The 18,948-nt window shown below is 66.9% G+C and carries 18 protein-coding genes; 7 read left to right on the forward strand and 11 right to left on the reverse strand.

Annotation, left to right across the window (positions count from 1 at the left end):
* Positions 1–14 precede the first annotated feature (14 nt).
* A complete protein-coding gene (locus D6M19_RS04045) occupies positions 15–1,907 on the reverse strand; it encodes an acetolactate synthase large subunit (protein WP_123023874.1) in 1,893 nt (630 codons plus the stop codon).
* Positions 1,908–2,167: 260 nt separating this feature from the next.
* Here D6M19_RS04045 and D6M19_RS04050 point away from each other — a divergent pair, with 260 nt between their 5' ends.
* Entirely contained in the window at positions 2,168–2,572 is a 405-nt protein-coding gene (locus D6M19_RS04050) for a PH domain-containing protein (RefSeq protein WP_123023875.1), read from the forward strand.
* 7 nt (positions 2,573–2,579) lie between these two features.
* Here D6M19_RS04050 and D6M19_RS04055 read toward each other — a convergent pair whose 3' ends face one another.
* A complete protein-coding gene (locus tag D6M19_RS04055; RefSeq protein WP_234834690.1) occupies positions 2,580–3,383 on the reverse strand; it encodes a DoxX family protein in 804 nt (267 codons plus the stop codon).
* Positions 3,384–3,520: 137 nt separating this feature from the next.
* On the opposite strand from D6M19_RS04055, the gene D6M19_RS04060 reads away from it, so the two are divergent.
* Entirely contained in the window at positions 3,521–4,642 is a 1,122-nt protein-coding gene (locus tag D6M19_RS04060) for a PQQ-dependent sugar dehydrogenase (protein ID WP_123023876.1), read from the forward strand.
* Positions 4,643–4,698: 56 nt separating this feature from the next.
* Here D6M19_RS04060 and D6M19_RS04065 read toward each other — a convergent pair whose 3' ends face one another.
* The 3 genes from D6M19_RS04065 to D6M19_RS04075 are packed head-to-tail and all read right to left on the reverse strand — an operon-like array spanning position 4,699 to position 7,498.
* Positions 4,699–5,496 (reverse strand): ketosteroid isomerase family protein, encoded by a 798-nt coding sequence (locus D6M19_RS04065; protein ID WP_123023877.1) that lies wholly within the window; start codon positions 5,494–5,496, stop codon positions 4,699–4,701.
* Positions 5,496–7,001 carry an Asp-tRNA(Asn)/Glu-tRNA(Gln) amidotransferase subunit GatB gene (gatB, locus tag D6M19_RS04070; RefSeq protein WP_123023878.1) on the reverse strand — a complete coding sequence of 502 codons (1,506 nt, stop codon included), beginning with the start codon at positions 6,999–7,001 and terminating at the stop codon, positions 5,496–5,498. The genes D6M19_RS04065 and gatB overlap by 1 nt, the downstream gene beginning before the upstream one ends.
* Positions 7,002–7,024: 23 nt before the next feature.
* A complete protein-coding gene (locus D6M19_RS04075; RefSeq protein WP_123023879.1) occupies positions 7,025–7,498 on the reverse strand; it encodes a MarR family winged helix-turn-helix transcriptional regulator in 474 nt (157 codons plus the stop codon).
* Positions 7,499–7,571: 73 nt separating this feature from the next.
* On the opposite strand from D6M19_RS04075, the gene D6M19_RS04080 reads away from it, so the two are divergent.
* Positions 7,572–8,267: an NAD(P)-dependent oxidoreductase gene (locus D6M19_RS04080; protein ID WP_123023880.1), complete on the forward strand. Its 696-nt coding sequence runs from the start codon at positions 7,572–7,574 to the stop codon at positions 8,265–8,267.
* Positions 8,268–8,278: 11 nt separating this feature from the next.
* Here the strand turns inward: D6M19_RS04080 and D6M19_RS04085 are convergent, their stop codons facing one another.
* The 3 genes from D6M19_RS04085 to gatC all read right to left on the reverse strand — a co-directional run bounded on the left by D6M19_RS04085 (position 8,279) and on the right by gatC (position 11,189).
* On the reverse strand, positions 8,279–9,310 hold the full coding sequence (locus D6M19_RS04085; RefSeq protein WP_123023881.1) for an ATP-dependent 6-phosphofructokinase: 1,032 nt from the start codon (positions 9,308–9,310) through the stop codon (positions 8,279–8,281).
* Between the two features lie 30 nt (positions 9,311–9,340).
* Positions 9,341–10,825, reverse strand: coding sequence for an Asp-tRNA(Asn)/Glu-tRNA(Gln) amidotransferase subunit GatA (gatA, locus tag D6M19_RS04090; protein ID WP_123023882.1), 1,485 nt, complete (start codon positions 10,823–10,825; stop codon positions 9,341–9,343).
* A 67-nt stretch (positions 10,826–10,892) separates the two neighbouring features.
* Positions 10,893–11,189 carry an Asp-tRNA(Asn)/Glu-tRNA(Gln) amidotransferase subunit GatC gene (gatC, locus tag D6M19_RS04095; RefSeq protein WP_407665291.1) on the reverse strand — a complete coding sequence of 99 codons (297 nt, stop codon included), beginning with the start codon at positions 11,187–11,189 and terminating at the stop codon, positions 10,893–10,895.
* A gap of 102 nt (positions 11,190–11,291) precedes the next feature.
* Here gatC and D6M19_RS04100 point away from each other — a divergent pair, with 102 nt between their 5' ends.
* Positions 11,292–11,951 carry an ACT domain-containing protein gene (locus tag D6M19_RS04100; protein ID WP_123024129.1) on the forward strand — a complete coding sequence of 220 codons (660 nt, stop codon included), beginning with the start codon at positions 11,292–11,294 and terminating at the stop codon, positions 11,949–11,951.
* A gap of 4 nt (positions 11,952–11,955) precedes the next feature.
* Here the strand turns inward: D6M19_RS04100 and ligA are convergent, their stop codons facing one another.
* On the reverse strand, positions 11,956–14,061 hold the full coding sequence (ligA, locus tag D6M19_RS04105; protein ID WP_123023884.1) for an NAD-dependent DNA ligase LigA: 2,106 nt from the start codon (positions 14,059–14,061) through the stop codon (positions 11,956–11,958).
* A gap of 123 nt (positions 14,062–14,184) precedes the next feature.
* Here ligA and D6M19_RS04110 point away from each other — a divergent pair, with 123 nt between their 5' ends.
* From D6M19_RS04110 to D6M19_RS04120, 3 genes are read left to right on the forward strand one after another with little or no spacing between them, the layout of a single operon-like run.
* Positions 14,185–14,979, forward strand: coding sequence for an ArsR/SmtB family transcription factor (locus D6M19_RS04110; RefSeq protein WP_206428451.1), 795 nt, complete (start codon positions 14,185–14,187; stop codon positions 14,977–14,979).
* Positions 14,980–14,988: 9 nt separating this feature from the next.
* The gene (locus D6M19_RS04115; protein WP_123023885.1) at positions 14,989–15,393 is read left to right on the forward strand and encodes an MmcQ/YjbR family DNA-binding protein; all 405 of its coding nucleotides are present in this window, start codon (positions 14,989–14,991) and stop codon (positions 15,391–15,393) included.
* Positions 15,394–15,427: 34 nt separating this feature from the next.
* Positions 15,428–17,038: a 4-coumarate--CoA ligase family protein gene (locus tag D6M19_RS04120; protein ID WP_123023886.1), complete on the forward strand. Its 1,611-nt coding sequence runs from the start codon at positions 15,428–15,430 to the stop codon at positions 17,036–17,038.
* On the opposite strand, the gene D6M19_RS04125 is transcribed toward D6M19_RS04120, so the two are convergent.
* Both D6M19_RS04125 and D6M19_RS04130 read right to left on the reverse strand, forming a co-directional pair.
* Positions 17,024–17,815, reverse strand: a complete 792-nt coding sequence (locus D6M19_RS04125; protein WP_123023887.1) for a hypothetical protein — start codon at positions 17,813–17,815, stop codon at positions 17,024–17,026. The genes D6M19_RS04120 and D6M19_RS04125 overlap by 15 nt on opposite strands.
* Positions 17,816–17,896: 81 nt before the next feature.
* On the reverse strand, positions 17,897–18,943 hold the full coding sequence (locus D6M19_RS04130; RefSeq protein WP_206428458.1) for a uroporphyrinogen decarboxylase/cobalamine-independent methonine synthase family protein: 1,047 nt from the start codon (positions 18,941–18,943) through the stop codon (positions 17,897–17,899).
* Between the last annotated feature and the right edge of the window lie 5 nt (positions 18,944–18,948).

The following is an 18,948-nucleotide window of genomic DNA, read 5'->3' on the forward strand; positions in this document are numbered from 1 at the left end:
TCCTCGGGTGCTCATCACGCGTGCCCTTCTTCGGGATCGTCGAACAGCGGCCGGATTCCGCGGGCGGCCTGGATCTCGTCGTTGCTCATACCTGCGGCCACCATCGGCCACACCTGCGCGTCGGCGCCGACGATGAAGTCGATCACCACCGGCCGATCGTTGATGGCGCGGGCCTGGTTGATCACGTCGACGACGTCTTCGGCGCGCTCACAACGCAATCCGACGCAGCCGAGGGCCTCGGCGAGCTTGACGAAATCGGGGATGCGATGGCTGTGGGTGGCCAGGTCCGTCTGGCTGTACCGCTCTCCGTAGAACAGCGTCTGCCACTGGCGCACCATGCCCAGGTTGCCGTTGTTGATGATGGCGACCTTGATCGGAGCGCCCTCGACAGCGCAGGTGGCCAACTCCTGGTTGGTCATCTGGAAGCAGCCGTCCCCGTCGATCGCCCACACCTCGGCATCCGGGCGTGCGAACTTCGCGCCCATCGCGGCGGGAACCGCGTAGCCCATGGTGCCGAGGCCGCCGGAGTTCAGCCACGTCCGCGGATTTTCATACTTGATGAACTGCGCCGCCCACATCTGGTGCTGCCCAACACCTGCCACGTACACGGCATCGGGACCGGCGATCTTGCCCAGCTGCTCGATCACGTACTCCGGCGACAGGCTGCCGTCACTCTGCGGCCCGTAGCTCAGCGGGAACGTCGACTGCACGCCGCGCAGATACTCCCACCAGTTGTCCATCTTGATGGACCCGACGACCGTCCCGTCGCGACGCAGCGCCTCGATCAGATCGGTGATGACGGCCTTGACGTCACCCACGATCGGGACGTCGGCGTTGCGGTTCTTGCCGATCTCGGCGGGGTCGATGTCGGCGTGAATGACCTTGGCCTCCGGCGCGAACGAGTCCAGCCTGCCAGTGACCCGGTCGTCGAATCGAGTGCCGAGCGCAATCAGTAGATCGCTGCGCTGCAGCGCGGCCACCGCGGCGACCGTGCCGTGCATGCCCGGCATGCCGAGGTTCTGCGGGTGGCTGTCGGGGAACGCGCCACGCGCCATCAGGGTGGTGACCACCGGGATGCCGGTCAGCTCCGCCAGATCCATCAGCTCGTCGGTGGCTTCGCCACGGATGACGCCGCCGCCGACGTAAAGGACGGGCTTGCGGGCCGCGGCGATGAGCTTGGCCGCTTCGCGGATCTGGCGATTGTGCGGCTTGGTGTTCGGCTTGTAGCCCGGCAGCTCGAAGCGCGGCGGCCAGCTGAACGTGCACTGCCCCTGCAACACGTCCTTAGGAATGTCGACCAGCACCGGACCGGGACGCCCGGAGCGGGCGATGTGGAAGGCCTCGGCCATCACCCGCGGGATGTCGTCGCCGTTGCGCACCAGGAAGTTGTGCTTGGTGATCGGCATCGTGATGCCCGAGATGTCGGCTTCCTGGAAGGCGTCGGTACCGATCAGGGCGCGTCCGACCTGACCCGTGACCGCGACCACAGGAATCGAGTCCATGTGCGCGTCGGCGAGCGGCGTCACCAGGTTGGTGGCGCCGGGCCCCGACGTCGCCATGCACACACCGACCTTGCCGGTCGCGTGAGCGTATCCACTGGCCGCATGTCCCGCGCCCTGCTCGTGGCGGACGAGGACGTGACGGAGCTTCTGCGAGTCGAAAAGCGGATCGTAGACCGGCAACACGGCTCCGCCGGGAATGCCGAAGATGACCTCGACGTCGAGCTCCTCCAACGACCGGATGACCGACTGAGCTCCGGTCAGTTGTTGCGGGGCAACCTTCTTGGGCTGGCTTGACTGGCCGTGACCGGCTGCCTTCGCCGCGGATTGCGCAGCGTTGGCCTCGGCCAAATCCCCGTACGGCGGGTTCGCCGACCGATCCGGGGGTCGTGTGGTTGGTGCGCTCACGATGTCCTCATTTGCTGGAACTGCCTGGATTTTTTTGTGGACTCTCAAATCACTGCTGGGGCAACAAAAAACCCCCGTCAGCGAGGCCGCTGTACGAGGGTTGCGCGCTGATACTTGTGACTATGCCCGAGTCAGGGCTAGCGCGGTATCAACGCGCAACCCAATTACTACGAGCAAGCCCAGGTTCTGCACAACAGATGACCGTAGTCTCCGCACTGGTCAGCCGTCAAATTCCGTGCTGCGCGCGACGCAATGCGACGATGGCAGGCGTGACTTCGCAACCGCCGTCTGCATCTGTTGACCCGGTCGTGATCCGGATATCCCCGATGGCGCACTTCGCGGTCGGTTTCCTGGCGCTGGGCCTGCTGGTGATCGTGACGGGCGCCACCTGGACCGCGCCGCTTCTGATCATTCCCGTGATTCTGTCGGCCTACATCGTCCGTCTGCGCACCATCGCCAACGGTGACACCGTGACCGCGCGGGGCCTGCTCGGCGGCCGAACCGTGCGCTGGGAGGACATCGATGGCCTTCGATTCACCAAGGGTTCCTGGGCGCAGGCCCAGCTCAAAGACGGCGGCGAGCTGCTGCTTCCCGCGGTGACCTTCGCGACGCTGCCGCAGCTGACCGAGGTCAGTGCGGGCCGCGTGCCCAACCCGTACGACTGAGTGAGCCTCAGCCCAGTGGGTTGGCCCCGTTGAGGAACACCCAAAGCGCGATGCCGCCGCCGATGCCGATCAGCAGCGCGGCGAAGGAACCGACAAACGGTCGACGGGCCCAACCGCGGCCGGCGTCGAGCCCGTATCGGCCTGGCCCGGCGAGGATGATCGCGACGACCGCGGCGACCAGAATCACCCTGTACTCGTGTCCGTCGGTCAGGAAATCCGACAGCCGGGCGTCTTGGTGGGCCGCGCTCACTTCCACCAGCAGGCCGTTGAGCAGGTACGCCAGCGCGCCCGCGGCGGCCAACGGCGTGAACAGACCCAGGATCAGGAGCACGCCTGCGAGGATCTGGCCGCCGGTGGCGATGTAGGTCAGCATGTCTGCGTATTTGAAGCCGGTCGCGGTCAGCGAGTCCTCGAAGCCGTCGAGGCCGGGTCCGCCCCACCAACCGAACGCCTTCTGCAGGCCATGTGCGACCAACAGTGCGCCGACGGCCCAGCGGAGCAGCATCAGGCCGAGATCCTGGGTACCGCGCCGGTCGTCTGCGCGATGGTCGTCGTAGCCGGGCGTGATATCGGCAGGTCGGGCGTAGGTGCCCATGGAATGGCTGTCGCCCGACTGCGCGTACGGCAACGGTTCGGGGTCACCGATCAGGCCGAATCCGGGCTGGGAGCCGGTCTTGTAGTTGGGGATGGCGGTGGTTTCGAAGTCACCGGCGTAATTGGACGAGGGCAGATCGTCCTCGGGGTCGACCAGGCTTGCCGACGTGGGCCGGCCCAGGTCGTCGGGCCGCTGCCAATTGGGATTACTGGTCACCAGCTCAGGGTAAGTGCTGATGACCGGTGAATCGAGGATTGGCGCGGCGCTTCGCCCGCCGTGTTCGCGGGTCGACAAGGCAGGCACGAACGCACCGGCGTGGCGCGCACCGCGCAACAATCCGTAACCTGGCGGGCATGAGACTGCGCGGGCCCATGCGATGCTTCGCCGCATTGTCGTGTGCCGCGTTGCTCGCGGTGTCCGGGTGCGCGCGATTCGACAACGCCCAGTCGCAGCCGTTCACCACGCAGCCCGAGTTGCAGCGGGGGCCCAGCTCGACTCCCCCGCCGCCCCCTCCGCTGCCGCCCAAGCCGTTTCCCAAGGAGTGCCCGGCGCCCGGGGTGATGCAGGGTTGCCTGGAAAGCACCAGCGGGCTGGTCATGCTGCCCGACAGCCAGTCGGCGTTGGTCGCCGAACGCGTGACCGGCGCCGTCAAAGAGGTCTCCGTCCGGGCAGAACCCAAGATCAAGACCATGATCCCGGTCGACGGGAGCGGTGACGGCGGGCTGATGGACATCGTGCTGTCGCCGACGTACTCGCAGGACCGGCTGATGTATGCCTACATCAGCACGCCGACCGACAACCGGGTGGTCCGCATCGCCGACGATGACATCCCCAAGCCGATATTCACCGGCATTCCCAAGGGTGCGACCGGCAATATGGGCGCCCTCCAGTTCACCAGTCCCACCACGCTCGCCGTGCTCACCGGCGATGCCGGCGACCCCGCATTGGCGGCCGATCCGGCGTCGCCGGCTGGCAAGGTGCTGCGCATCGAGCAGCCCACGACCGTCGACCAGGCACCTCAGACCACCGCATTGAGCGGGCTGGGTTCCGGTGGTGGCCTGTGCATGGATCCGTCGGACGGCTCCCTCTACATCACCGACCGCACGCAGACGGCGGACCGGCTTCAGCGCATCACCAAGGACTCGAAGGTCTCCACCGTGTGGACGTGGCCCGATAAGCCCGGCGTGGCGGGCTGCGCCGCGCTGGACGGCACGGTGCTGGTCAACCTGATCAACACCAAGCAGACGGTGGCGGTGCGGCTGGCACCCGACACGGGTTCGGTCACCGGCGAGCCGGAAGTGGTCCGCCAGGACGTGCACGGCCACGCATGGGCCCTGCAGACGTCACCGGACGGCAACGTGTGGGGCGCGACGGTCAACAAGACCGCAGGTGACCCCGAGAAACTCGACGACGTCGTGTTCCCGGTGTTCCCGTCGGGCGGCGGCTTCCCGCGCAGCAACGCCGACAACACGTAGAGCCGCGCGCCGGCTGGGTCGATCTCGCAGAGAAACGGCGTGAGGTGGCGATTCCGCTAGCCGGCGCCGAAGTAGCGGACACGCGATACTCCAACTGCCGCACTGCGGATTTCACAGAAAACCACACCGCGTCCGGCCGGGGTTTCCACAGAGACGCTGACGGTGTCTCCGGTGGCGATCATCTTGAACCACCGGCCGCCGCGCACGCTGTCGACGAACTGACCGACCGCGATCGATGTGTCTTCGCCGAGGCTCACGACGGCGCCGTCGCACAACGCGCGCCTCGCCGCAAGCTCATCACCCGCGGCAGCAGCGTCGAGAAGCATTGCGACACAGCGCCTAACGCGACGTCCTGGCCGCCGAAAACCCGCCAGATATCCAGCGCTGCCACCCAGCCCTTGGTTTCGGAGCAGTTCACGGAGCAACCGCAGGGACGGCGGCAGCGACTTCACGCCGTGCCGCAGCATCGGAAACACCATCGTCGGTAGCTCCCAATACGCGCGCAATCGCTCGATGGCCCAATCCCCGTTGGACCGTCGAAGGTCATAGCGCAGATGCATCGCAACATCCAAAGCCACTTCGGGGGCCATCACGATTTCGAGCGTCAGGTCGCGCACCACCGCGGCGCCGACGGTCACGTCGACATCGCGGTGGAAGATGATCTGCCGCGGAGCGATGAAGGTGTCGTAGAACCGGCCGATCTCCTCATGCCCGACGTGGGGTTGGGACCCGTACGGGTCCTCGACACGAGCATCGATTGTGAATATCTCGACCCAGGCCGAGCGGTCGTGGGCGGCGGTTGCGGTTGGTGAGCGCTCCACCGCCGCAATCAGTTCAGCGTCGAGCGCCGCCACTAGGTGCAGGCCGCCAACACCAACTCGCGCACGCGCGCCGCGTCAGCCTGACCCTTGGTCGCCTTCATCACGGCGCCGACGATCGCACCGGCGGCTTGGATCTTGCCGCCGCGAATCTTTTCTGCCACATCGGGGTTGGCGGCAAGCGCTTCGTCAACGGCTGTCTGGATCAGCGAGTCGTCTCGCACCAGTTCCAGGCCGCGCGCCTCCATCACCTCGGCGGGCTCACCCTCGCCAGCGAGCACCCCCTCGATGACGCCACGGGCCAGCTTGTTGGACAGCTTACCCTCGTCGACCAGCACGACGACCGCGGCAACCTGTGCGGGCGTGATGTTCAGCCCGTCGAGCTCGACGCCCGCCTCATTGGCCTTCTGCACCAGGAAGTTTCCCCACCAGGCCCGCGCGGCCTCGCTGGATGCGCCCTGTTCGACGGTCGCGGCCACCAGGTCGATGGCACCCGCGTTGACGAGGTCACGCATGACCTCGTCGGAGATGCCCCACTCCTGTTGAATGCGATTGCGCCGCAACCACGGGTACTCCGGAATGGTCTTGCGCAACTTCTCGACGAACTCCGCGTCGGGTGCGATCGGCTCCAGGTCGGGTTCGGGGAAATAGCGGTAGTCCTCCGACGTTTCCTTGCTGCGGCCCGGCGATGTGTAGCCGTCCTCGTGGAAGTGCCTGGTCTCTTGGTGAATCTTGGCACCCGAGTCGAGAACCGCTGCCTGTCTGCGCATCTCGTAGCGGACGGCGACCTCGACACTCTTCAGCGAGTTCACGTTCTTGGTCTCGGTGCGGGTGCCGAACTCGGTCGCGCCGGTCGGTTTGAGCGAGACGTTCGCGTCGCACCGCATCGAGCCCTGGTCCATCCGCACATCGGAAACGCCCAAGGCGCGCAACATGTCCCGTAGCGCGGTCACGTAGGCGCGGGCGATCTCGGGCGCACGCTCACCGGTACCCTCGATCGGCTTGGTGACGATCTCGATCAGCGGCACGCCGGCCCGGTTGTAGTCGATGAGCGATGTTGTCGCGCCCGCGATCCGACCGGTGTCGCTGCCGAGGTGGGTGAGCTTGCCGGTGTCCTCCTCCATGTGCGCGCGTTCGACCTCCACCCGCCAGGTGGAGCCGTCGTCGAGCGGAACGTCGAGGTACCCGTTGATCGCGATGGGCTCGTCGTACTGCGAGATCTGGTAGTTCTTCGGCATGTCTGGGTAGAAGTAGTTCTTCCGCGCGAACCGGCACCACGGCACGATCTCGCAGTTCAGCGCGAGCCCGATCCGCATCGCCGACTCGACGGCGAGCTGGTTGAGCACAGGCAGCGAGCCGGGCAGGCCGAGGCATACCGGGCACACCAGCGTGTTGGGCTCGGCGCCGAAGCGGTTGGCGCAGCCACAGAACATCTTGGTCGCCGTCGACAGCTCGACGTGCACTTCGAGGCCGAGGACCGGGTCGAAACGTGCGACGACGTCGTCGTAGTCGACCAGTTCGGCCGTGGATGCAGCGGTCATGGTGGCGAGTTTAGTGGGACGGCCTAGACGAGTTTGGGGTGTACACCCGGGATCAGCCCTGCCGCCGCGGACATCCGCTGCAGGTCGCGCAGCACGATCTTGCGCTCTGCGGCGGTGAGCGACGCGGTGATCTCGTCCTCCTGGGCGCGCCCCTCCGCATCGAGTGCGGGCAGCAGCTTACGGGCCTTGTCGGTCAAGGTCACCGCAAACGCGCGCCGGTCCCCCGGGTGCGGCATCCGCTTCGCCAGTCCCTGGTCTTCCAGTTTGTCGATGATCGCGACCATCACGTTGCGATGGATGCTGAGCTGGCTGGACAGCTGACGCTGCGACTGCCCGTCGTCCTCGATCAACGCCTTGAGAACCGCATATGTGCGGGGTTCGACGCCGAACGGTGCCAGCCGGCGGACAAAATCGTCAGCGAGATAGACGCCCAGCTGAGACAGCAGAAACGGGATGCGCTGGTGCAACTCGGCGATGCCGGTCGGGCGTTCGGCCATCCGCAACTCTAGCACCGTGAATGATAGTCACGTAATGTGATAATCACTTACTGGGACTAATGAGGAGTACCTGATGCGGATAGTGATCTTCGGCGCCAACGGGCGCACCGGCCGACTGGTGACGCGACTGGCCCTCGAACACGGTCATCACGCCGTCGCCGTGACGCGGCGTCCGAATGAGTTCCCGTTCACCGACCATCGGCTGACGGTGGCAGGTGGCGACGTGCGGGATCCCTCGTCTCTGACCGGCATCCTCGACGGCGCCGACGCGGTGTTGTCGAGCCTGGGCGTGCCGTTCAGCCTTCGCCGCCTGGACACCTACTCGGTGGGTGCGGCCAACATCATCGGCGCAATGCGTGACACGGACGTGCGACGCGTGGCCGTCGTAAGCTCGACGGGCGCCTATCCCTATCCGAACCGCATCGATCCGCCCGCGGCTCTGCGATTCGTCGAACCCGTCATCACCCGCACGATCGGCAAGAGCACCTACGACGACCAGCGCCGGATGGAGGACGTCGTCCGCGGCAGCGGCTTGAACTGGACGATCGTGCGGCCGTCTGGACTGTTCGACCTGCCGAAACCAACGAATTACGTTGCAGGCGATGTCGATCCGGTTGGCGGCTATACCGCTCGGATCGACCTGGCGGACTACCTGGTCACGCTCGCTGCCGACAGTTCCTGCGCAGGCAAGACCGTCGTCGTCTCCACGACGAAAGACACCCCGACGATGTGGCAGATGATCCGTCGCGAAGCCTTCAGTACCGCGTGACGGCCGCTTGACTACCCGAAGAATTCCGCGGCGTCGTCGTATCGGCTCTGCGGCACCAGTTTCAGCTGGCGGACGGCATCGGCGAGCGGGACGCGGCCGATCTCCTGGCCCCGCAGCGACACCATCGTGCCGTATTCGCCCGCGTGGGCGGCGTCGGCGGCGTTGACACCGAAGCGGGTGGCCAGCACACGGTCATACGGGGTCGGCGTGCCGCCGCGCTGCACGTGGCCAAGAACGGTCACCCGCACCTCTTTGTTGATCCGCTTCTCGACCTCGTAGGCCAGCTGCTGGGCGACGCCGGTGAACTTCTCGTGCCCGAACTCGTCAACACCGCCCTCGCGCAACTTCATCGAGCCCTCAGAGGGTTTGGCGCCTTCGGCCACCACACAGATGAAATGCGCATCGCCGCGCACGAAGCGCTGCTTGATCAGCCGGCACACCTCCTCGACGTCGAAGGGCTGCTCGGGAATCAGTGTCATGTGCGCACCAGAGGCCAGACCGGCGTTCAGCGCGATCCAGCCGGCGTGGCGCCCCATCACCTCGACGAGCATCACCCGCTGATGAGATTCGGCCGTGCTGTGCAGCCGATCGATCGCCTCGCTGGCGACACCCAACGCGGTGTCATGGCCGAACGTGACGTCGGTGCAGTCGATGTCGTTGTCGATGGTCTTTGGCACACCGACGACGGGAACGTTCTCCTCGGACAGCCAGTGCGCCGCTGTCAGGGTGCCCTCGCCGCCGATCGGGATCAGCACGTCGATCCCGTTGTCGTCGAGCGTCTGCTGGATCTGCTCGAGGCCCGCCTTCAGCTTGTCGGGGTGCACCCGCGCGGTGCCGAGCATCGTGCCGCCCTTGGCGAGCAGCCGGTCGTTGCGGTCGTCATTGCGCAGCTGGATGCGACGGTCCTCGAGCAGACCGCGCCAACCGTCGAGAAAGCCCACCACCGAGGAGCCGTACCGCACGTCACACGTGCGGACGATTGCCCGTATCACCGCGTTCAGGCCAGGACAATCGCCGCCGCCGGTCAGAATTCCGATGCGCATGGTGTTTATCTTGCCCGGTAACCGGCGGCTTCACACGGCCGCGGGCAGTGGCCCGCGGGCCGCCTCGTATGCGGCGCCGACGCGGTAGAGCCGGTCGTCGGCCAGCGCAGGGGCCATGATCTGCAGTCCGACCGGCAGATTGTCGTCGGGTGACAGACCCGACGGCACCGACATCCCGCAGTGCCCGGCCAGGTTCAGCGGCAGCGTGCAGAGGTCGAACAGATACATCGCGAGCGGATCGTCGACCTTCTCCCCCAGCGGGAACGCGGTGGTCGGGGTCGCCGGTGAGACCAGCACGTCGACCTTCCGATAGGCCTCGTCGAGATCACGGGCGATCAGCGTGCGCACCTTCTGAGCCTGGTTGTAGTAGGCGTCGTAATAGCCCGCCGACAGCGCGTATGTGCCAATCATGATGCGGCGCTTCACTTCTGGACCGAAACCGGCCGCGCGCGTCAGCGCCATCACCTCCTCGGCACTGTGTGTCCCGTCGTCGCCGACCCGAAGGCCGTACCGCATGCCGTCGAACCGGGCCAGGTTCGACGACACCTCCGACGGCAGGATCAGGTAGTAAGCGGGCAGCGAGAAGTCGAAGTGCGGGCAGTCGACTTCGGACACCTCGGCGCCCAGCTCGGTGAGCTTGTCGACCGCTGCGTTGAACGACGACAGCACGCCTTCCTGATAGCCGTCACCTCGCAGCTGTCGGACCACGCCGACCTTGACACCGCGCAGGTCGCCGCCTGCGCCCGCCTTCGCCGCGGCAACGATGTCGGGCACCTCAGCGTCGATCGAGGTCGAATCCCTCGGGTCGTGACCGGCGATCACCTGGTGCAGCAGCGCGGTGTCGAGCACCGTGCGGGCGCACGGGCCGCCCTGATCCAGCGACGACGCACACGCGATCAGGCCGTAGCGCGACACCGTGCCGTAGGTGGGTTTGACCCCGACCGTCGCGGTCAGCGCGGCGGGCTGGCGGATCGAACCGCCCGTATCCGATCCGATCGCCAACGGGGCCTGGAACGCAGCAAGCGCCGCCGCACTGCCGCCGCCGGACCCGCCGGGCACCCGGTCGACGTCCCAGGGATTGCGCGTCGGCCCGAACGCCGAGTTCTCGGTGGACGAACCCATCGCGAACTCGTCCATGTTCGTCTTGCCCAGGATCGGGATCCCCGCGGCACGCAGGCGCGTCGCGACCGTCGAGTCGTAGGGCGACGTCCAGCCCTCGAGGATCTTCGACCCGCAGGTGGTCGGCATGTCGGTGGTGGTGAAGACGTCCTTGAGCGCCAACGGAACACCGGCGAGCGGTGACGGCAGCTCATCTCCGGCGGCGACGGTGGCGTCCACGTCGGCGGCCGCGGCCAGCGCCTGCTCCTGCGCGACGTGCAGGAAGGCCCGGTACCGGCCGTCAGTTTCGGCGATCCGGTCCAGGTAGGCCCTGGTCACCTCTACCGACGACAGCTCCTTTGCGGCGATCTTGGCCCCCAGCGTTGCCGCGTCGAGCCTGGTCAACTCGGTGCTCATGCCTCGACTCCCGCTCGCTCCGGTGCTCGCTGCGCTGCGATCCTCACTCGCGCTCGCCTTCGGGTGCTCATTCGGCCTCCCCCAGAATCCGCGGTACCGCGAATCGGCCCTCGGCCGACTTCGGCGCCTGCGCCAGCGCCTGCTCCTGCGACAGCCCAGGCTCGACGACGTCCGGCCGGGTGACGTTGACCGATTTCAGCGGGTTGTCGGTGGCCGCGACTCCGGTCACGTCGACGGCCTGGATCTGACCGACATGCTCGAGGATGGCGCCGAGCTGGCCGGCGAAGCTTTCCAGCTCGTCGTCGGTCAGGGCGAGTCGAGCCAGGCGGGCGAGGTGGGCTACCTCGTCTCGGGAGATCTGCACGACTCCCAAGCCTAGTCAAGCGCCGCGCACGGCTGTCGACTCCTCCCGCAAGCGGTCGTCGGCCGGAATGCCGACCCCGTGCCCCTGTGCAACAGTGTGCGCGTGCCTTCGTATCTGCTGCGGGTCCAGCTGGAGGATCGACCGGGCAGCCTCGGCTCGCTGGCCGTGGCGCTCGGCTCGGTAGGCGCCGACATCCTGTCCCTCGATGTGGTGGAGCGCGGCGCGGGCTTCGCCATCGACGACCTGGTCGTCGAACTGCCACCAGGGGCGATGCCCGACATGCTGATCACCGCAGCGGAGAACCTCAACGGGGTGCGGGTGGACAGCATCCGGCCGCACACCGGGCTGCTTGAGGCCCATCGGGAGCTGGAACTGGTCGACCACATCGCCGCCGCGCCGGACAGGCACGCGAGACTGCAGGTCCTTGCCGACGAGGCGCCACACGTGTTGCGTGTCGGCTGGTGCACCGTGGCGCGGCTGACCGAATCGGGCATCGAGCGCATCGTCGGCAGCCACGGCGCCCCGGAGACGCACACCGATGAAGTGCCGTGGTTGCCGATCGAGTCCGCCACGGCGCTCGACGGTGACGCCGATTGGGTGCCTCAGGTGTGGCGGGACATGGGCACGACGTTGGCCGCCGCGCCGTTGGGCGATCAGCACACCGCGGTGGTGCTTGGCCGGCCGGGCGGTCCGGCGTTCCGGCCGTCGGAGGTCGCGCGGCTGGGCTACCTCGCCGGGATCGTCGCGACTCTCCTGCGCTGAGCCGTCACACCCCGTCCGGGCCGCTCTCCAGCAATCGGGCGAAGCCGGCCTCGTCGAGGACGGGCACGCCGAGCTCGACGGCCTTGTCATACTTCGAGCCTGGCGAATCGCCTGCCACCAGGTACGCCGTCTTCTTCGACACCGAACCCGCCGCCTTTCCCCCGCGTGCGACGATCGCCTCCTTGGCGTCGTCGCGGGAGAACCCGGTCAGCGAACCGGTCACCACGATGGAAAGACCCTCCAGCGTGCGTTCGATGCTGGCATCGCGTTCATCGGCCATCCGCACGCCCGCGGCCTTCCATTTGTCGATGATGGCTCGGTGCCAGTCGACGGTGAACCACTCGGTGACGGCGGCGGCGATGGTCGGGCCAACCCCTTCGACCGCCGACAACTCCTCCTCGGAGGCCGCCATGATCGCGTCGAGGCTGCCGTATTCGGTTGCCAGCGCGCGCGCAGCCGTCGGGCCGACGTGCCGGATCGACAATGCGACGAGCACCCGCCACAACGGTTGCGCCTTGGCTTCGTGCAGGTTCACCAATAGGCGCTTGCCGTTGGCCGACAGGTTGCCGTCCTTGGTCGTGAACAGCTCGGTGCTCAGCAGATCCGCGCTGCCGAGGGTGAAGAGGTCCCCTTCGTCGGTGATGACGCCGGCCTGAAGTAGCGCGACCGCCGCTTCGTAACCAAGGCCTTCGATGTCGAACGCTCCGCGCCCCGCGACGTGGAAGACCCGCTCCCGCAGTTGCGCCGGGCACGACCGGGTGTTGGGGCAGCGGATGTCGGCGTCGCCCTCCTTGGCCGGGGCAAGCTTTGTACCGCACTCGGGACACGCTGTGGGCATGACGAATTCGCGTTCGGAGCCGTCGCGCAGGTCGACGACGGGCCCAAGCACTTCGGGGATGACGTCGCCCGCCTTGCGGATGACCACCGTGTCGCCGATCAGCACCCCTTTGCGCTTGACCTCCGATGCGTTGTGCAGGGTGGCCTGGCTGACCGTCGACCCGGCGACCTTGACGGGTTCCATGAAGGCGAACGGCGTGACCCGGCCGGTGCGCCCCACGTTGACCTTGATGTCGAGCAGCTTGGTGGTCGCCTCTTCCGGCGGGTACTTGTAGGCGATCGCCCACCTCGGCGCCCTCGACGTCGACCCGAGCCGCCGTTGCAGCGCCACCTCGTCGACCTTGACAACCACACCGTCGATTTCGTGTTCGACGTCGTGGCGATGTTCGCCCCAGTAGGCGATGCGTTCGGTGACGGCGTCGATGCCCTTGACCTTCGTGGTGTGATCCGACACCGGCAGGCCCCACGACTTGAGGGCCAGATACGCGTCGTGCAGCGTCTTCGGGCTGAAGCCCTCCGAATGACCGAGGCCGTGGCAGATCATCCTGAGCTTGCGGCGCGCAGTGACCGCGGGGTTTTTCTGCCGCAGTGAGCCGGCGGCACTGTTGCGCGGATTGGCGAACGGCGGCTTGCCCTCTGCAACCAAACCGGCGTTGAGGTCCTCGAAGTCGGCGACCCGGAAGAACACCTCGCCGCGCACCTCGAGCACCCGCGGTACCGGGAACTCCTTTGAGCCGCTCAGCTTCTCGGGTATGTCGTCGATTGTGCGGGCGTTGAGCGTGACGTCCTCACCGGTGCGGCCGTCACCGCGGGTCGCTGCGCGCTGCAGCTTTCCGCCTCGATACACCAATGCAAGCGCGACACCGTCGATCTTCAGCTCGCACAGGTAGTGGGCGTCGTCTCCGATCTCACCCCTGGTGCGCGCCGCCCACGCCGCGAGCTCCTCGGGAGTGAAGACGTTGTCCAGGCTCAGCATCCGCTCGAGATGGTCGGCGGAGGTGAATTCGGTCGCGAAGCCCGCGCCGCCGACGAGCTGCGTCGGCGAATCGGGGGTACGCAGCTCGGGGTGGTCGTCTTCGAGCGCCTGCAGTTCGCGCAACATCGTGTCGAACTCCGCGTCGGAGACGATCGGCGAGTCCCTGACGTAGTAGCGGAACTGATGGTCACGCACCTCATCGGCAAGTTCCTGCCAACGGCGGCGCAGATCGGCGTCGGGGGCGTCTTCGGACTGCTCGGCAAGTGCCTTGCGCGCGTCGGTTGCCTTGGGGCTCACCCTCGCAGGCTATCGGAGGACTGTGACACGAAAGTCCACCAGACCAGACGGCTCCACCTGCGCATTTGACATTATGCAGGTAAATACCTGCATAATGATCGGGTGGCGGACGACCAGATGGACATGGTCTTCAAGGCACTCGCGGATCCGGGCCGCCGGTTGCTGCTGGACCGGCTGCGTAAGGACAACGGCCAGACGCTTGGCCAACTGTGCGAGTACCTCGAAATGGCACGCCAGTCGGTGAGCCAGCATCTTGCGGTGCTCGAGTCCGCCAATCTCATCAGCAGCGTGCGGCGTGGACGGCTCAAGTTGCACTACTTGAATCCCGTTCCGCTGCAGGAGATTACATACCGCTGGATCCAGGAGTTCGAACACCAACGGCTTCACGCGCTACGCGCGCTGAAGCGACAGGCAGAGGAGGCGGAAATGGCCGCGACGGACGGCAAGCCATCGTTTGTGTACGTGACCTACATCCACAGCACCCCCGAGAAGGTCTGGGAGGCGCTCACCGACGCCGACCTCACCGCGGATTACTGGGGACACAGCAATGTGTCGGACTGGCAGCCCGGATCGCGTTGGGAGCACCGGCGCACCGACGGTTCGGGCATCGCCGACGTCGTCGGCGAGGTGATCGAGGCGACGCCGCCGCACCGTCTCGTCATGACGTTCGGCGGCTCCGACGAGTCGGGCGCGCCGTCGGTGGTGCGCTTCGACATCGAGCCGCACCACGACATCGTTCGGCTCACTGTGACGCATGACGGGCTCACAGACCCGTCCGACCTGCGGGCCGTGTCGGCAGGCTGGCCCGCGGTGCTGTCGAACCTGAAATCGCTTCTGGAAACCGGCCGGGTGCTGCCGCAGGCGCCGTGGGAGATGCACGAGGACATCCGCGCCGAGCAGATGTCGCGCAACGGGTAGCTTGTCGGCATGCCCCACCCGGTCATGTTCCGCGACGACGACCTCGGGCTGGCGCAAGTGCGGACCATCGCCCTTGGTTTCCCCGACGCGTTCGAAAAGGTCTCCCACGGCAGGCCCGCCTTCTTCGTGTCGAAGATGTTCGCCATGTACGGCGGCAGCGTCAAGCCCGAGACCAAGGGTGACTACATCCAGTACCCGCACTCGATCATGGTCAAGGTCGACGAGAGCGACCGCAGGGCACTCGAGCAGGACAAGCGATTCTTCTACCCGGCGTACCTTGGCCCGTCGGGCTGGCTCGGGCTGGATCTCAGCGCGACGAAGAAGGTCGACTGGGGCGAGGTGCGCGAGCTCATCGATGCGTCGTTTCGAATGGTCGCGCCGAAGAAGCTCATCCAACGGCTCGACGAAGTCTGAACCGGCGCACGGCCGACATGGTTCTATCGAGGCCATGAGCTTCGCGAGCCCGTTCCCCGACGTCGAGATCCCGGCAGCCAGCGTCTACGAATACCTGTTCGGCAACATCGACGACATCGACGCCGACCGCGTCGCGCTGGTGGATGCGAAGACCGGCAGCGAAACCAGCTACCGCGACGCAGTTGGCAAAATTGATTCATTCGCCGGTGCGTTGGCTGATCGCGGCATCGGCGTCGGCGACGTAGTCGGATTGCTGGCGCCGAACAGCACGGCGTTCGCGATCGCATTCCACGGCATCCTGCGCGCCGGTGCGACCGCAACCACGATCAATGTGTTGTTCACCGCCAAGGACATCGTCAAGCAGCTGACCGACTCGAAGGCCAAGATGCTCATCGTCGTCAGCGCGCTGCTCCCCCAGGCCAAGGAGGCCGCCGCGGCGTTGGGCATGTCCGACGACCAGCTGGTGGTGCTCGACGGCGCGGACGGCCACCCGAGCGCCGCGGACCTTCTCGGTGCGGGGGCGGCCGCGCCGGAGGTCAACTTCGACCCCGCGACCCACCTTGCCGTGCTGCCCTACAGCTCCGGCACGACGGGCAATCCCAAGGGCGTGATGCTCACGCACCGCAACCTGGTGGCCAACGTCGCTCAGACCCGCCCTGTGCAGGACGTCCAGCCCGACGACGTGGTGATCGCGATCATGCCGTTCTTCCACATCTACGGAATGACGGTGTTGCTCAACGCCGTTCTGCATGCGCGGGCACGCCTGATCATGATGGGAAGCTTCGATCTCGAGGAGTTCCTTGCCAACATCGCCAACCACAAAGTGACGGTTGCCTACATCGCGCCGCCGGTGGCGGTTGCGCTGGCCAAGCATCCGCTGGTGAACGACTATGACGTGTCGACGCTGCGCGCGGTGCTGTCCGGCGCCGCACCGCTGGACGAGGATCTCGGCCACGCCGTCGCCGACCGAATCGGTTGTCGCGTGGTGCAGGGCTACGGCATGACCGAACTCAGCCCCGTCAGCCACTGCACTCCGCTGGACGGCGGTCAACGTCTCGTCGGGTCCGTCGCCCCCATCGGCGCCGCAGGCTGGACCGCGGCGAACTCGGCCTCCAAGCTCATCGACCCCGACTCCGGCGATGAAATCGACCTTCCCGCAAAGGGTCTCAGCGAGACCGGCGAACTGTGGTTCAAGGGCCCGAACGTGATGGCCGGCTACCTCGGCAACGACGAGGCCACCAGCGAAACCATCGACGACGACGGTTGGCTGCGCACCGGAGATATGGCCCGCGTCGATTCCTCCGGCTGCGTCTACATCGTCGACCGGCTCAAGGAACTCATCAAGTACAAGGGCTACCAGGTGCCGCCTGCCGAACTGGAGGCGCTGCTACTCACCCATCCCGCGATCGCCGATTCCGCGGTGATCGGGGTGCGCGACCCCGAATCGGGTGAAGAGGTGCCAAAGGCGTTCGTGGTCAAGCAGTCAGGAGCCGAGCTGACCGAGGACGAGGTGATGGACTTCGTCGCCGCCGAGGTCGCACCCTACAAGAAGGTTCGTCAGGTGGCGTTCATCGACGCGATCCCCAAATCGGCATCGGGCAAAATCCTGCGCAAGGATCTGCGCCAAGACTCACGTGCGGAGTGAGTCCCGCAACGACTGGGCCGCCCTCGCCTGCCGGAAGCCGAGTACCGCCCCGATGGCCGGTAACAGGATCAACCCGGCGAGCCCAGCCAGCGGATCGGTCACCGTGTCGGTCGTCGAGGTACCCAACTGCCCGGTGACCATCTCGGCAGGTCCGATGAACTCAACCGGCGGCAGCGGTGGCGGCAGGGGCGGAATGTTGATCTCGATCGCGGCGGGCGCGGGTGGCGCGGCCGCCGGCGAAACCAGGGTGTCGTGCAGAAGTACCGCGCTTGGCGCGGGACCCGGCCGCCGAACGTGCGTACCGGGTGTACGGCCGTTGCCGATGGTGACCCGCGGTGCCTGGAACGACGTCACGGGCCGGCCCGAATAGCCGCCCCCAGAGCGCGGTGCGGCGGCGGCTACGTTATCGCCTGCTGGCGCCGCGACCACGGCCGCAGATCGCATGGCGATTGGCTCTTCGGCAGAGAAGCTGCTCACGGTGGGGACGTCCTCGAGAACGCTGCCGCCGGTTCCGAGATCCATCGGCGGAGGATCGAGATTCGGTTTCGGGTCTTTATCCCCGATCCCCAAAACGCTGGGGACGTCGTTGACCCAATTCGACACGGGACGTTTGAGGCCGTTACTTTGGCCGCTCGAGCCGATGTTCTGGTAGTCGTCGTTGGCGTACGGGCCTAGGGCGTGCCCGTCGGCCTGCGCCTGCGCGGGGTTCGGGCCGCCGATCAACAGAGAGGCGACGACGCCGGCTCCCGCCGCAAAGCGAACAGTCGAGTGCGCCACGATCCCTTTCCTGACCCACTGGGTTTTGCCAAACCCAGGTTCCCCGGTTGCATTGTCGCACAGACCTTTGCCTGGCAAACACTATTTCAAGATCGCGGCGGGGTCGTCTGCGATGGCGTCGGCCGCCTTCTGTGCGAGTTCGATCGCGGTGCGGGCCCATTGGGGGGTCGCGCCTGCCATCCCGCATGTCGGCGTGACGCCGACCCGGTCAGGCAGCGACGCACGGGGGAAGCCAAGTCGATCGGTGAAGTCGACCACCAAACCGGACACCTCCTCGGCGGACGGGCGGTTGCCGGGCGCAGCGGTAGGCACGACGCCGAGCATCACAACGCGACCCGATTCGACGAACTCGCCAACGCCGTCGAGGTCGGCAGCCGTAAGTGTCGACAGGTCGAACGACACCGCGCGCAGAGCGCTGCGCCCAAGCATCGGCCAGGGCAGCCCGCCCGAACAGCTGTGCAGCGCCACCTCGCCACCGACCACCGCCGCACATTCGTCGAGCAGCGCGGCCGCCACCGGTTCGTCGACCGGGTGCACCGGCGACAGGCTGGACACGCCGGTGAGCCTGCCCGCCAGCGCCGCGGGCAGTGACGGCTCGTCGAACTGGACGACGACGTGGCATTCCAGTCGGCGGGCAACCTCGGCGCGGTGTGCCGCCACGCCTTCGGCCAGCGACCGCGCCAGGTCGCGCACGGCGCCTGGATCCGTGATCGCCCGGTGGCCGCCGCTGAGTTCCAGGTGCGCGGCGAGCGTGATCGGCCCCGGCGCCTGCACCTTGATGGTGCGCTGCGCCCCGCGCAGGCCAGCCTTCTCCCACGCCTCCTCGAGTGCGTCGATGTCTTCGGCCAGCAAGCTGGCCGCCCGCCGGGTCACGGCACTGCGCCCTGCGGCGACGCGGTAACCACGGGGCACGGTGTCGATGGTGATGTCGACGAGCAAAGCACCGGCCCGCCCGATCAGGTCGGCGCCGATTCCGCGGGCCGGCAACTCCACCAGGTGCGGCAGTCGATGCAACTCACCGACCACGATCTCGGCGGCCTCCCGCGCCGATGCGCCCGGCCAGGATCCGATGCCGGTACCCGCGGCGAAGGCGTGTTCGGGAGGAGCGAGATCACGATCTTCAGTCACTTCAC

It is taken from the genome of Mycolicibacterium stellerae, from assembly GCF_003719305.1.
Lineage (GTDB): Bacteria > Actinomycetota > Actinomycetes > Mycobacteriales > Mycobacteriaceae > Mycobacterium > Mycobacterium stellerae.

Coding starts and splice junctions, on each gene's coding strand:
- D6M19_RS04075 (WP_123023879.1), bottom strand. CDS start 7,498: ATGGCCGAACGCCCGACCGGCATCGCCGAGTTGCACCAGCGCATCCCG.
- D6M19_RS04115 (WP_123023885.1), top strand. CDS start 14,989: ATGCCCCACCCGGTCATGTTCCGCGACGACGACCTCGGGCTGGCGCAA.
- D6M19_RS04060 (WP_123023876.1), top strand. CDS start 3,521: ATGAGACTGCGCGGGCCCATGCGATGCTTCGCCGCATTGTCGTGTGCC.
- D6M19_RS04080 (WP_123023880.1), top strand. CDS start 7,572: ATGCGGATAGTGATCTTCGGCGCCAACGGGCGCACCGGCCGACTGGTG.
- D6M19_RS04120 (WP_123023886.1), top strand. CDS start 15,428: ATGAGCTTCGCGAGCCCGTTCCCCGACGTCGAGATCCCGGCAGCCAGC.
- D6M19_RS04085 (WP_123023881.1), bottom strand. CDS start 9,310: ATGCGCATCGGAATTCTGACCGGCGGCGGCGATTGTCCTGGCCTGAAC.
- D6M19_RS04110 (WP_206428451.1), top strand. CDS start 14,185: ATGGTCTTCAAGGCACTCGCGGATCCGGGCCGCCGGTTGCTGCTGGAC.
- D6M19_RS04050 (WP_123023875.1), top strand. CDS start 2,168: ATGGCAGGCGTGACTTCGCAACCGCCGTCTGCATCTGTTGACCCGGTC.
- gatA (WP_123023882.1), bottom strand. CDS start 10,825: ATGAGCACCGAGTTGACCAGGCTCGACGCGGCAACGCTGGGGGCCAAG.
- gatB (WP_123023878.1), bottom strand. CDS start 7,001: ATGACCGCTGCATCCACGGCCGAACTGGTCGACTACGACGACGTCGTC.